We start from the raw sequence: 13,467 nt of genomic DNA on the forward strand, positions 1-13,467 counted from the left end.
TCAGTCGCCCTGCAGCGGCAGCCAGCGCTCCACCAGTCGCGTCCAGAAGGCTGCACCGACGGGGATGTTGGCATCGTTGAAGTCGTAGCCCGCGTTGTGCAGCATCGGCTGGCCCTGCCCGTTGCCCACGCGCAGGAAGCAACCCGGACGCTGCTGCAGGAAGTAGGCGAAGTCCTCGCTGCCGGCAATCGGTCCGAAGGGGGCGATCACCTTGTCGGCGCCCACCAGTTCCTCGGCCACACTGCGGGCAAACTCGGTCTCGGCCTCGCTATTGATCAGCACCGGATAGCCGCGCAGGTAGTCGATCTCCGCACGCGCGCCGTAACTCTCGGCATGCAGCGCCACCAGCGCGCGGATGCGTTCTTCCAGCAGCGCGCGCACCTCCGGCTTGAAGGAGCGCACGCTCAGTTCCAGCGTGGCGAATTCGGGGATCACGTTGGCCACCTTGCCGGCATGCAGGCTGCCGACCGTGACCACAGCCGTTTCCATCGGATCGACATTGCGCGAGACCACCGTCTGCAAAGCCATCACCAGGCTGGCCGCCGCCACCACCGGATCGACCGACAGATGCGGACGCGCCGCATGGCTGCCGCGACCGGTGAGACGGATCTTGACCGTATCGCAGGCTGCCATGAAGGGGCCACTACGGAACATGAAGGTGCCCGCCTCCACGCCAGGGTGATTGTGGATGCCGAAGATGGCATCGCAGGGGAAACGCTCGAAGAGGCCATCGGCCAGCATCTTCTGCGCGCCGCTGTCGAAGCCGGCTTCCTCGGCGGGCTGGAAGATCAGGTGCAGGGTGCCATCGAAACGGCGCGTGCGCGCCAGGTGCTTGGCCGCGCCCAACAGCATCGCGGTATGGCCGTCATGACCGCAGGCGTGCATGGCGCCGGGCCTGGTGCTGGCCCAGGCCAGCCCGGTTTCTTCGTGGATCGGCAGGGCATCCATGTCGGCACGCAGGCCGATGCTGCGCGCACTGGCGCCCGCACGCAGGGTCGCCACCAGGCCGTTGCCGCCGATGTGGCGGGTGACCGCATAGCCCCACTCTTGCAGGCGCGCAGCCACCAGGGCGGCGGTATCGACTTCCTGGAAGGACAATTCCGGATGCTGGTGCAGGTGACGGCGGATGCCGGTGATTTCGTCGTGGATGTCGTGCAGGTCGGCGACCTCGCACAGACCGTGATCGCGGCGGTGGTTCATCATTTCTCCGTAGGGGATGCGCGGCGCGCCAGCACGTCGCGGCCCTGTTCGGCCAGGTCCCAGAACAGGCCCGCCATCAGCTGCAGCGACTCGCGCGAGACGCTGGCCAGTATATGCTCGTTGGGCGCGTGCTGTGAGCAGGCCGGATAGGAGTGCGGCACCCACAGCGTGGGCAGCCCCAGCGTCTCGGAGAACACGTCATTGGGCAGCGAGCCACCCAGGTTGGGCAGCAGCGTGGGCGTCTTGCCGGTGGTCTCCTGCATCGAGGCCAGGCCCCAGCGCACCCAGTCGTCATCCGGATCGAGCCGGGTGGCGGCGAACTGCACCCCTGACAAGCTGACGTCGACGTCATCGAAACCATGCTCATCCAGATGCGCACGGATGTGCTCGATGAAATGCGCAGCATCGCTGCCGACCACGAAGCGGATCTGGCAATGCGCGCTGGCGCGGCCGGGAATGGCATTGACCGGGGCGTCGGGATTGCCGGTCTTGAAGGCCAGCACTTCCAGCGTATTCCAGCCGAAGACGCGCTCGGCGGGCGTGAGGTCAGGCTCGCCCCAGTCCGGATCGATCTCGGGATCGGTCGGGCCACCGCCCACCTTGACGCTGGCCAGCGCCTTGCGCACGCTCTGCGGCAGCGCATCCGGCAGCAACGCCGGCACGCGAATGGCGCCGCGTTCATCGACCAGACAGGCAATCGCATTGGCCAGGCGCACGCCGGGATTGCGCAACAGGCCACCCCAGTTGCCGGAATGGTGGCCGCCGTCGCGCAGGTGGCAGGTCAGGTCGAAATTGCAGCCACCACGCGAGCCCAGGAACATGGTCGGCGTGGGTGCATTGACGCGCGGACCATCCGAGGCGATGAAGAGATCGGCCTTCAGCCGTTCGGCATACTGCTGGCAAACCTCGTTCAGGCCGGGCGAGCCATTTTCCTCGCCCATTTCCAGGATCAGCTTGACGTTGTAGCCCAGGCGGCCGCCGCGCGCCTTCAGCACTTCTTCCAGCGCGGCGAAGTTGATGGTGTGCTGGGCCTTGTTGTCGGCGATGCCGCGACCATACCAGCGCTCGCCCTCGACCACGATCTCCCACGGCTTCAGACCGGGGCGCCATTGATTGTCATAACCGCGCACGACGTCACCGTGGCCATAGGTCAGCACGGTGAAGCCGGCGCCTTCTTCGCTGCGCTCGGCAATGAGGAAGGGCCCGCCACCCTTGACCGGGTTGTCGACCACCTCGCAATGGAAGCCCAGTCCTTGCAGATACGGCGTGATCTCATCGTTGAGGTAGTCGTAGAGAATGGGCAGACTGGCTGCCTCCTGGCTCTCGGTGCGGATGGCCACGCGGCGCTTCAAGGTCTCCATGAAACGGCCGTCGTCGAAGTAGGCTTCTACGCCGGCGATGGCTTGTGCTCTGCTCATGCTGCTGCTCCTTGCAATTTGTCGTAAAGGTTCATGTGCTCAGGCGGCCGTGGCCAGGGCCGGAATGCCCAGGCCCGGATCGGGCGTCAGCGCCGAGGCCAGCAGCATGCGCGTATAGGGATGCTGCGGGTCGCTGAAGAGTTGTTCACGTGGCTGTAATTCCACGATGCTGCCCTTGTTCATCACGGCCACGCGGTCCACCAGATGCTCCACCACGCCCAGGTCATGGCTGATGAAGAGATAGGTGAGGCCGAACTCGGCCTTCAAGTCCAGCAGCAGGTTGAGGATCTGCGCCTGCACCGACACATCCAGCGCCGAGGTCGGTTCATCGCAGATCAGGATGTCAGGCCGCAGGATCAGGGCGCGGGCAATCGCCACCCGCTGGCGCTGGCCGCCGGAAAGCTGGTTGGGATATTGCGTATGGGTACGTTCGGGCATGCCCACCAGATCGAGGATCTGCCTGACCTGACGGCTGCGCTCGGCGGCCGTGCCGATGCCGTGCAGCTTCAACGGCAGGCCAACGATCTCGCCCACGGTCTTGCGCGGATTGAGCGAGGAATACGGGTCCTGGAAGATCGGCTGGATGTGCCGTGCATGCGCGCGGCGCTGGGTCGGATCGACTTCCTGGCCGTTGATGAGGACATTGCCCGAGGTCGGTGCCAACAGGCCCAGCAGCATTTTGGCCAGCGTGCTCTTGCCGCAGCCGGACTCGCCGACCAGACCCAGGGTCTCGCCGCGATACAGGTGCAGCGATACATCGTTGACCGCCTTGAGTTCACCCGGCGGCTGGAACAGGCCACGCTTGAGCGGATACACCTTGGACAGCGCACACAATTCGAGCGCGATATCATCCAGCGGCGGCTCGGGCTTCAGGGACGCATTCATGCTGCCACCTCCAGCGCCGCCACCGGCGCATCGAGCTTGAGGCAACGCGCCTCATGCGGTGCGGCGCTGCTGCCCTGCTGCACCATCGGGGGATCCTGCTCGCAGCCGCTGTCGGCCAGCGTGCAGCGATTGCGGAAGGCGCAGCCGCTGACCTCTCCGATCAGGCTGGGCACCACGCCGGGAATGGCTTGCAGGCGGCTGCCCGGCAGCGTCTTGCCACGCACCGGAATGCAGTTGAGCAAGCCGCGCGTATAAGGATGGCGCGGCTGCGCAAAGAGTTGCGCGACGTCAGTGGTCTCCACCACCTGACCGGCATACATCACCGCCACGCGATCGGCGATGCGCGAGACCACACCCAGGTCGTGCGTGATGAAGATGACGGCGGTACCGAACTCCTGCTGCAGCTCGCGGATCAAGCGCAGGATCTGCGCCTGGATGGTCACGTCCAGCGCCGTGGTGGGCTCGTCAGCGATGATCAGGTCAGGATTGCACATGAGCGACATGGCGATCATCACGCGCTGGCGCAGGCCGCCCGAGAGCTGGTGCGGATACTGGCGCAGACGGTCTTCGGCATTGCTGATACCGGTGCGATTGAGCAGGTAGAGCGCACGTTCACGCGCCTCGCTGCGGCTCACGCCCGGCTGCTGCAACATCGCCTCGCACAGCTGGTTGCCCAGCGTGTAGGCGGGGTTCAAGGAAGTCATCGGTTCCTGGAAGATCATCGCCATGCGCTTGCCGCGCAATTGCATGCGCTGCTTTTCGCTCATGCCGTTGAGATCAACGCCATCGAAGCGGATATGGTCGGCGCTGCACTGCGCCTTGCGCGGCAGCAGTCCCATCAGGGCCAGCGAGGTCATGGACTTGCCGCAGCCGGACTCGCCGACCAGGCACAGCATCTCTCCACGGCGGACCTGGAAATCGATGCCGCGTACGGCATGCAGCACGCCGTTGTCGGTGGGCAGGTCCACCTTCAGGTTCTTCACGTCCAGCAATACGCTCATGGTGTTCTCCTTGCGTGCGGGGTTAGTTGCGGCCATCGGGCGCGTTCACATCGCGCAGGCCATCGCCGACCAGGTTGATCGCCAGCACCAGCAGCGCCAGCGCTACCCCCGGAATGACGATCACCCAGGGCTTGAAGAACATGTAGGTCTTGCCCTCGGCCACCATCAGGCCCCACGACGGCGTAGGCGGTTGCACGCCCAGCCCGAGGAAGGACAGCGTGGCCTCCAGCAGGATGGCGTGCGCCATTTCGAGGGTCGCCACCACGATGAGCGCACCCATGATGTTGGGCAGGATCTCGCGCAGCAAAATGTAAGGTGTGGAGGCACCGATGGCCTTGGCTGCCGAAATGAATTCGGCATCGCGCAACTGCTGCGTGGCCGAGCGCGTGACGACCGCAAAGCGATCCCACAGCAACAGGCCCAGCAGCAGGATCACCACCTTGAGCGAACCGCCCACCAGCGAGGCCATGGCCAGTGCCACCAGCACCACCGGCATGGCCAGGCGGGTGGTGATGAGATAGCTGATGAGCGCATCGGTGCGTCCGCCGAAGTAACCGGCCAGCACACCCAGGGTGGTGCCGATCAGCCCCGAGATCAGCGCGGCGGCAATGCCGATGGTCAGCGAGACGCGCGCACCGAAGATCAGGCGCGAGAGATAGTCGCGGCCCAGCTTGTCGGTACCGAGGATGTGTTCCCAGCTGCCCTGGGCCTGCCAGACCGGCGGGATCAGGCGTGCCGTCACGTCCTGGTCGAAAGGATCATGGGGCGCCAGCAGCGGTGCGAAGATCGCCGCCAGCACGATCAGCGTCAGCACCAGCGCACCCAGCATCAGGCCGCGATGGCCCAGCAGGCGGCGCAGCTTGCGGCGCCAGGCGGGCAGCGGCGGCAAGGCGGCGTTGAGCACAGGAGTGGAAGACAAGTGGGTGGAAGGAATGGCGCTCATATCGGCTCCAATAAAAAATCAGCGGGTGCGGATGCGCGGATCCAGCAGCGCATTGATGACGTCGGCCAGGAACGTCAGGCCGATATAGAACATGGCGATGATCAACACCACGGCCTGCACCACCGGGTAGTCATTGCGCGAGATCGCATCCCAGGCCAGCTGGCCCAGTCCCTGCATGGAATACACCGATTCGATGACCACCGAACCACCCAGCATGAAGCCCAGCTCGACGGCGGCCAGCGCCACCACCGGAATGACCGCATTGCGCAGCGCATGCTTGAACACCACCCGCGATTGGGAGAGTCCCTTGGCGCGCGCCGTGCGGATGTAATCCGCGCCCAGCACTTCGAGCATGCCCGAGCGTGTCAGCCGCATCATGGCCGGCATGGCGTAGTAGCCCAGCGCCACGGCCGGCAGGATGAAATTCTGCCAGCCGTCATTGCCGGCCACCGGCAGCCAGTGCAGCGTGACGGCGAAGATCAGGATCAGCGTCAACCCGAACCAGAAACTGGGCATGGCCTGGCCGACCACGGCGATGAGCAGTGCGATGCGGTCCAGCCAGGTATCGCGATAGAGCGCCGCCAGCACGCCCAGCGGAATGGCCGTCAGGATGGCCAGCAACAAGGCGCTGCCACCGAGCTTCAGGGTGATGGGCAGGCGTTCGGTGATCATCTCCGTCACCGGGCTCTGGAAGTAGAAGGAATTGCCGAAATCGAGCTTCACGGCGCGGCCCAGCCAGTCCACGTATTGCGTGGTCATGGGGCGGTCCAGGCCGAACTGGGTGCGTATCGCTTCGACCTGGGCGGCACTGGCTTCCGGCCCGGCGATGGACACTGCCAGGTCGCCCGACATGTGCAACAGGGTGAAGCTGACGACGGAGACCGTCAGCGCGACGCACAGGGCGATGGCCAGACGGCGCAGGAGATAGATCAACATGGCGACCCTCGCATGAAGAGGCTAGTCGTAAAACAGCATGAAGGGGCGCACCGGGCGGCGCGCCCCGCGGCACTTACTTCCAGGACGCTTCGTAGAAACGCGGCAACTCATCCGGATAACCCTGGAACTTGAGCTGGGCGTTGTAGGCGTAGTAGGTCGAGTAGGAGAACATCGGTGCGATGTAGGCCTGTTTGGAAATCAACTCCAGCGCCTTGCTGAAATTGGCCTTGCGCACCGCCGGATCGACCGAGGTATCGGCGATCTGCAGGAACTGCTGCAGTTGCGGATCCTTGCTGATGTCGTCGGCGCCGCCCTTGAAGTAGTTGCCGGCAAAGGCGGAGGTATCGTTCACCGAGAACGAGCCCCAGGAATAGAAACTGATGGGCGTCTTGCCGCTGCGGTATTCGGTCTGCAGCGCCGGGAACTTCATGTAGTGCAAGCGCGCGCGGATGCCGACCTTGCGCAGGTCGCCGATGATGGCCTCGGCCACTTCGCGTTCACGATAGGCATAGATGTCGGTATCGAAGCCGTTCGGGAAGCCCGCCGCAGCCAGCAGCTCCTTGGCCTTGGCCGGGTTGTAGTCGTACTTGACGGCGACACTGCCGTCACAACCGAACTGGGTGCGGAAGCAGGCCGTATAGACCGGCTGGCTGCCGCCGCGCATGAGGTTGTCGGCGTAGCCCTTGCGGTTGATCGCATAGTTGACTGCCTGACGCACGCGCACATCCTTGAAGGGCGAATTGGGCGCTGAACTGCCCGTCACATCCAGGGTGAGGAAGCCAACCCGCATGGTCTCGCCGCTTTGCACGGTCAGCTTGGGATTGGTCTTGAGCGAGTCGGCCTGATCGGGCGGCACGCGCCAGATCCAGTCGATGGCACCGGTCATCAGTTGCGCAGCGCGGGTTTCCGGGTCAGGGATCACCACGAACCTGATGTTGCCGATGGAAGGCTGGCCCTGCGGGCTCTCCTTGAAGTAGTTGGTGTTCTTGACCAGCGTCACGCCCTGCCCCGGCGTGATGCTGGTGACCTTGTAGGGACCGGTGCCGATGGGTGCCTTGGAAAAACCTTCCAGCCCGACCTTCTTGAAGTAGGCGGCCGGATAGACCGGCAGCGGGCCGGCCAGGTATTCCAGTGCAGCGGGGAACGGGCCCTTGAGGTTGATGCGCACCTGATACTCGCCCAGCTTGTCCACGCTCTTGATCCAGTCGATGTTCTGGCGCGTGACCGCTTTGGATTCCGGCGACACCGCATAGTTGAATGTGAACACCACATCGTCGGCGCTGAACTTGTCGCCATTCTGGAATTGCACGCCCTGGCGCAAGTCCAGCACCAGCGCCGTGGGCGACTCCCACTTCCAGGAGGTGGCCAGTTGCGGCTTGTATTCGTTGGTCTTGGGATCGCGGTAGATCAGCGTGTCCCAGATCAGGTGCGACAGGATCACGCCTTCGCGCACGTTGTTGTGGTACTGGCTGATGTTCTCGACTTCGGTGTCCGAGGCATAGACCAGGGTGTCATTGGCCTTGTTGGCGTGCGCCGCCACTGCGCTCAGCGTTCCCGCCACCAGCAAGGCACAACGTGACCAGCCCATGATGGATTTGTGTAGTGCGTTCATTCCAGCCCCTTCATTCCGATAAGAGAAATAAGAAAAAACAGCGACGTCGAGGGCATACTAGGCTAGGATTTATCGATGCCACAATCATCAAATTTCTAAGCCTGCGTTGCCGATACCAGAACGCAGAAATGCTGCACCACAATGTGACCACCCCCGCAAAACCCGCATCCCTGCTGGGCTGCGGGCGGTGGAGCAGGTGCAGCATGACAGTGCGTGCCAGATCCGCGAGCACTGCACCAAAGCCGTGAAAGACGCACCAAATAAAGCGGGAATTATTGCCGGACGGGCATACCGGGCTGGTCAGCATGGGTCAGGTTTGAAGGAGTCTCTGGATGAAATCACAGCAATTGCAAGACACCGCGTTGCGCTACTTCCTGGAAGTGGTGCGTTGCGGTTCCATCAGCGAAGCCTCACAGCGCCTGAACGTGGCCAGCTCGGCGATCAGCCGCCAGATCAGCAGCCTCGAAGAAACGCTCGATACGGTCTTGTTTGAACGCCGTCCGCGCGGCATGGTGCTCTCGGCCGGGGGCGAGATGCTGGCGGCCCACGCGCGCAAGATGGCGCTGGAAGCCGACCGCGTGGTGGCCGACCTGCAAGCCTTGAAAGGCTTGCGCAGCGGACGGGTGCGGCTGGCGGCCTCGGAAGGCTTTGCCATCGATTTCCTGCCGCGCCTGATCAATGCCTTCCAGAAAAAATATCCGGGCTTCGTGTTCCAGCTCTTCGTGGGCGCGCCTGCGGCGGTGTCGCGCCAGGTGCGCGAAGGCAATGCCGACATCGGACTGACCTTTGCGCGCCTGCCCGAGCCGGAGATCAAGGTGGTGCACCGCCAGCCCGGACCGATTGCGCTGGTGATGCGCAACGAGCATCCGCTGGCGCGTTTCCGTCAGGTCTCGCTGGGCCAGATCAAACCCTATCCCCTGGCCCTGCCCGATCCGACCACGACCCTGCGGCAGTTGTTCGACATCGCCTGCAGCCGCCAGCAGGTGGTGATCGAACCGGTGATGACCAGCAACTACATCCAGTCGCTGCACAACTACGTGCTGGACAACGATGCCCTCTCCATCACCGGCGACGTCACCGTTCGCTACCGCATCGAGCGCGGTGAACTGACCATGCGGCCGATCCGCGATTGCCCGGCCGATGGCCGTTTCGTCGAAGTGCAGACGCTGGCCGGACGGACCTTGCCGCGCAGCGTGGACATCTTCCTCGATTATCTGGTGGCCGAACTGAGCAAGGATTTGTGATCGCCACGCGGCCGCCATCATGGCGGCCGCGCGCATCAGAAGCGCCAGCTAGCCCTGAGCGCCGCCGACTGGTTGATGAAACCGCTGCGACCTTCGGCGTCCAGGCGCAACGACACATCGGCCGCCGCCGTGAGCTGGTAGCGATAGCTCACGCCCGCCTTGAAGAGCCACGGGGAACGGGCCGCACCAGGTGCGGTGAAGGCTTGGCCCGGGGTGCCGGCGTAGGTGGCCACCAGGTCGTCGCGGTCGTTGATGAGATCGTAGCTGGCACCGAGGGTGGTGCTGATCTGCGAAGTGCTCGTCACGGCATAGTTCAAGCGGGTGGCTACGCCCGCCAGCAAGGCCTGGCTGCGCTTGCCCTGCACCGACAGGCTCAGGTCCCCTGCCCCGCTCTCGGCGTAGGACGGGCTTTGCAGGCGGGTGTAGTCGAGCTGCAGGGCAGGTATCAGGCTCAACACTTCACTCAAGGGCAGCGTGTGCGACACGTTTGTGCCCAGATGCGCACTCCAGCTGTGATAACGACTGCTGGCGACGCGGTTCAACCCGCCGAACTGCAGTTCGCGCGCCAGCCGGTTGCTGTTCCAGCCGGCATCGGCCTGCCAGGACAGCGCCAGTTCGCCCACCGGCACGCTGCCATAGAGCGCCACCATGTTGGACGCGATGCGGCTGCGGCTGCCGCTGCCGGTGATGGCGGTGTTGCCGCTGGCACTGGTGCTGGCATAGGCATAGGAAAGGCCGACGCGCGCGCTGTCCGATTCCATCTCGGCACCGGCCGCCATGCCCGAGGTGCTGGCACTGAAACCGGAATCGCCGCCCCGGTCGCCCTGGTTGGAGCGGGACTCGAAAGGCATGAGCCAGACCTGGCGATTGCCGCCGCTCTCGCCATAGGCCACACCACTGCCCGCACCGCTGCCGGCACCATTGGCGGCGAGGTTGCCGGTGTCGATGCGCGTGGCGATGACGCGGTTGAGCGAGGCCAGGGTGCCACGGATGGCGCTGTCGCTGACGTCACGCGGCAAGGTCTGGCTGGCGGCGCGCAGCACGCTGGCGGCATCGGGCAGACGTCCCAGTGCAGTGACGACCTGGGCCATGTCGCTGCTGGAGGGATGCTGGATCTGGCGATCCAGTATCGGTGCCACTGCGGCCGCAGCGGTGGCGGCGGCGGCCACCGTGGGGCTGCACACGACCGGCGCTGCCGGTGCGGGTGCCGTTGCCACTGCGGCGGGTACCGGTGCGGGTACCGATGCCGCTGCGGGGACCGCCGGTACGCTTGCAGCAGGTGTACCGGTGGAAGGCAGGCTGGCGACCGGTTTGCTCATCGCAGGTGTACTGGTGGCAGGTGCGCTGGCGACCGGTGTGCTTACCGGCGCTGTACTGGTGGCAGCTGCGCTGGCGACCGGTGTACTCACGGGAGGTGTACTGGTGGCAGCTGCGCTGGTGACCGGTGTGCTCACAGGCGCTGTACTGGTGGCCGGTGCGCTGGTGACCGGCGTGCTCACTGCGGGTGTACTGGTGGCAGGTGGACTGGTGACCTGTGTGCTTGCAGCAGGTGTACTGGCGGCAGACGCGCTGGCCGGCGTGAGGGTATCGCGAACCACCTGCCGGATGCTGACCACATCGACGATGCTCAGGTCCACTGCATTGCCAGCCACCACCGGCTTGAAATCAAACAGCAGCGAATTGTCGGACACGTTCAGGCGCGGCGCGCTCAGGCTGCCGGCCGTGATGACCCCGGCCAGGGTCTGGCCGTTGGCCAGCGTGGCGGCCTTGGCCACATCCACCGCCAGCCCGGCGCCCGGCGCAAAACCGGCCGCGCCCGTGACGGCCAGCTTGCCGTATTGCGTGGCGCTGGCCACCCCGACGGTCAGTGTCTGGCCCGCCGTTTGCGTATAGGACGGCACACTCAGGGTGCCGGCTGAGATGGTGGTATTGCCGCTGTAGCTCACCGTGCCCAGCACGCGCAGCGTGCCTTCGCCCTGCTTGAACAGGCTGCCCGCGACACTGCCGTCAGCGATGCCGCTGTTGAGCGTGAGCGTGAAGGCCTGGGTATCGATGCGGCCCACGCCGCTGATGCTCACCGCATTGTTCAGCGCCAGCGTATCGGTGGCGGCACGCAGTGTGGTGCCCTCGGCCATGGTGAGCGGGCCGGTGCCCAGTGCAGTGGACGAGGCCAGGCCCAGCGTGCCGCCTTCCAGACGGGTGCCGCCCGAGTAGGTGTTGTTGCCCGCGAGCGTGAGGCTGCCCTCGCCCGTCTTGACCAGACTGCCCACATAGTCGGCGTCGGTCTTTTTCTGGACGGCGGCGAGGTAGGCGCTCTGGCCGTTGTAATTGCCCAGGGCCAGGTTGGCCGCCACGGTATCCGTATCGGTCGACAGCACGTAGCTCAGCAATTGCTCCTTGCTCAGCAAGGGGCCCGTGCCGGACTGCTTGAGAATGGCCGCTGCCAGAGGATTGGCGGCCACGGCCTTGTCGGCGTTCTGGAAGGCGGTGTTGTCTTCCTTTTTCTTGCTGGCCTGGTAGGTGGCGTTGCGCTGGGCGCGTGTCTGCACCAACGCCAGCGCCGCATCGTAGCCGCTGTTGACGCGCGCGGTGGCCTGGGCGGTGGCGCTGTTCACGGCCGCTTGCAAGGTACTCGCCGAGAGGGCCTGCCAGGCGGCCAGTTGCGCCTTGTCTTCGCTCTTGCGCTGGATCAGGGCGGCTTCGGAGATGTCATTGCTCCAGGTGTCGGCATTGCCTGCAGCGATGTTGGCCTTGAAGACGCCCAGCAACTGGCCGGGACCATGGAGGGCCTTGTTCAGGTCCGGCAGGCCCCAGCCGAACATGGTGTTGGGCGCGTCGGCCGGGCCGTCACCCAGGTGCCTGGCGGTGCCGAGCAGGATGGTGCGGATGGCCTGGTTGTCCAGGTCGGGATAGCGCTGCATCAGCACGCCCAGGGCACCGGTCACATGCGGCGCGGCCATGGAGGTGCCGGAGGAATTGACCAGGGCGGTGTCGGAGGTGATGTTCAGGCTGGTGATGGCCGAACCCGGTGCAGACAGGCACCAGTACTTGGCCAGCCCGCACTGGTTGGAAAAGCTGGGCAGCACCAGACTGTTGTTCAAGGCGGCGACGGCGATCCAGTTCTGTTCCAGTTCCGGCCTGAAATACGGCAGCGCCGAGCGGATGTTGACGTTGGCCTTGCCGGTATTGCCGGCAGCCCACACCATGAGGGTATTGGATACTTGCGCCACATCGGCCGCCGCATCCAGCCAGCTCTTCTTGCCGCCGCCCTGCAAACGCTGGTAGGCCGCCGCCACGCCGCTGATGCTGCCGAAATCATCACGCGAATCGGGGCTGCCCCAGCTGCTGTTGATGGCGCGCACGCCCGCGCTGGCGAGGTTGCCATAGGCCGCCTTGAAATAGTTGTAGTCCATGTTCACGCCATAGACCGAACTGTCGGTGCCGTTGGTATTGGTGATGTAGTAGTCGCTGGCAAAGGCCACGCCCATGATGCCTTGGCCGTTCTTGGCCGCCCCAATGCTGCCGGAGACGTGGCTGCCGTGCCTGTCGTTGAGGCTGCTCAGGGCACCGGTAGTGCTGAAGGCGTCGCCGGCCTTCCAGACCTGCTTGCCATCCTGGTATTGCCAGCCGTCGTTGGCGTAGGTACCGATGACAGCCAGGGCCTTCACATCGCGGCTGGCGAATTCGTTGTGGGTCAGCAGCAGACCCGAATCGACCGCGCCCAGCTTGATGCCCAGGCCGGTGTAGCCGGCCACGTAGGCATACTGGGCATTCATGGCACCCAGGCCCCAGTCGGCCTTGAACTCGGCATGGCCGGTCCAGCTGGCCAGGGCGGCCGTGGCATCGGTGCCGGTGCTGCCGTCATAGCTGATGTAGCTCTGGGCGGTCGCCGGGATGTTCAGGGCCGGCCCCAGGGTCAGCAATACGGCGGCGCAGAGGCGTTGTTTTCTGAAAGCGGCCGCAGGCATCGGCGCGACTTGTTGTGGCGGCGTCTTGTTCTTCTTCATCTTCCCTTCCTAGGTCGATCGTGTGGAATTGGCCAGGAGATCGGGAATGCTTGCCCGCCCCCGAGCTTGTTGTCGTCGCCCCGGGTGCCGGCTGATACCGGCTTTTTGTAGGGGCGCATTGTCGGGGGCGGACCGCGTTCTGCACATTGTCTTTTAGTGCCGTTTGCACGCTGACAATGTGCAGCTTTTGGCATCACGTCAGAGCGTGATGAGAGGAAGAA

General features: G+C 64.8%; 9 protein-coding genes. 1 reads left to right on the plus strand and 8 read right to left on the minus strand.

What is annotated here, in order from left to right:
• The 7 genes from AACH55_RS16560 to AACH55_RS16590 all read right to left on the minus strand — a co-directional run bounded on the left by AACH55_RS16560 (window position 1) and on the right by AACH55_RS16590 (window position 7,995).
• Complete coding sequence (locus tag AACH55_RS16560) at window positions 1-1,200, minus strand: M20 aminoacylase family protein (protein ID WP_338715760.1); 1,200 nt, start codon at window positions 1,198-1,200, stop codon at window positions 1-3.
• Window positions 1,200-2,618 (minus strand): M20 family metallopeptidase, encoded by a 1,419-nt coding sequence (locus AACH55_RS16565; protein WP_338715761.1) that lies wholly within the window; start codon window positions 2,616-2,618, stop codon window positions 1,200-1,202. Before AACH55_RS16565 ends, AACH55_RS16560 begins: the two co-directional genes overlap by 1 nt.
• A gap of 39 nt (window positions 2,619-2,657) precedes the next feature.
• Window positions 2,658-3,503 (minus strand): ATP-binding cassette domain-containing protein, encoded by an 846-nt coding sequence (locus AACH55_RS16570; RefSeq protein ID WP_338715762.1) that lies wholly within the window; start codon window positions 3,501-3,503, stop codon window positions 2,658-2,660.
• Window positions 3,500-4,504 carry an ABC transporter ATP-binding protein gene (locus tag AACH55_RS16575; RefSeq protein WP_338715763.1) on the minus strand — a complete coding sequence of 335 codons (1,005 nt, stop codon included), beginning with the start codon at window positions 4,502-4,504 and terminating at the stop codon, window positions 3,500-3,502. The genes AACH55_RS16570 and AACH55_RS16575 overlap by 4 nt, the downstream gene beginning before the upstream one ends.
• Before the next feature lie 22 nt (window positions 4,505-4,526).
• Window positions 4,527-5,447 carry an ABC transporter permease gene (locus tag AACH55_RS16580; RefSeq protein ID WP_338715764.1) on the minus strand — a complete coding sequence of 307 codons (921 nt, stop codon included), beginning with the start codon at window positions 5,445-5,447 and terminating at the stop codon, window positions 4,527-4,529.
• A gap of 18 nt (window positions 5,448-5,465) precedes the next feature.
• Window positions 5,466-6,383: an ABC transporter permease gene (locus AACH55_RS16585; RefSeq protein WP_338715765.1), complete on the minus strand. Its 918-nt coding sequence runs from the start codon at window positions 6,381-6,383 to the stop codon at window positions 5,466-5,468.
• A 73-nt stretch (window positions 6,384-6,456) separates the two neighbouring features.
• Window positions 6,457-7,995, minus strand: coding sequence for an ABC transporter substrate-binding protein (locus tag AACH55_RS16590; protein WP_338715766.1), 1,539 nt, complete (start codon window positions 7,993-7,995; stop codon window positions 6,457-6,459).
• Window positions 7,996-8,327: 332 nt separating this feature from the next.
• Between AACH55_RS16590 and AACH55_RS16595 the strand changes: the two genes are divergently transcribed.
• Window positions 8,328-9,239 (plus strand): LysR family transcriptional regulator, encoded by a 912-nt coding sequence (locus tag AACH55_RS16595; protein ID WP_338715767.1) that lies wholly within the window; start codon window positions 8,328-8,330, stop codon window positions 9,237-9,239.
• Between the two features lie 35 nt (window positions 9,240-9,274).
• On the opposite strand, the gene AACH55_RS16600 is transcribed toward AACH55_RS16595, so the two are convergent.
• On the minus strand, window positions 9,275-13,246 hold the full coding sequence (locus AACH55_RS16600; protein WP_338715768.1) for a S8 family serine peptidase: 3,972 nt from the start codon (window positions 13,244-13,246) through the stop codon (window positions 9,275-9,277).
• Between the last annotated feature and the right edge of the window lie 221 nt (window positions 13,247-13,467).

It is taken from the genome of Herbaspirillum sp. DW155 (genome assembly GCF_037076565.1).
Classification (GTDB): domain Bacteria; phylum Pseudomonadota; class Gammaproteobacteria; order Burkholderiales; family Burkholderiaceae_D; genus Herbaspirillum.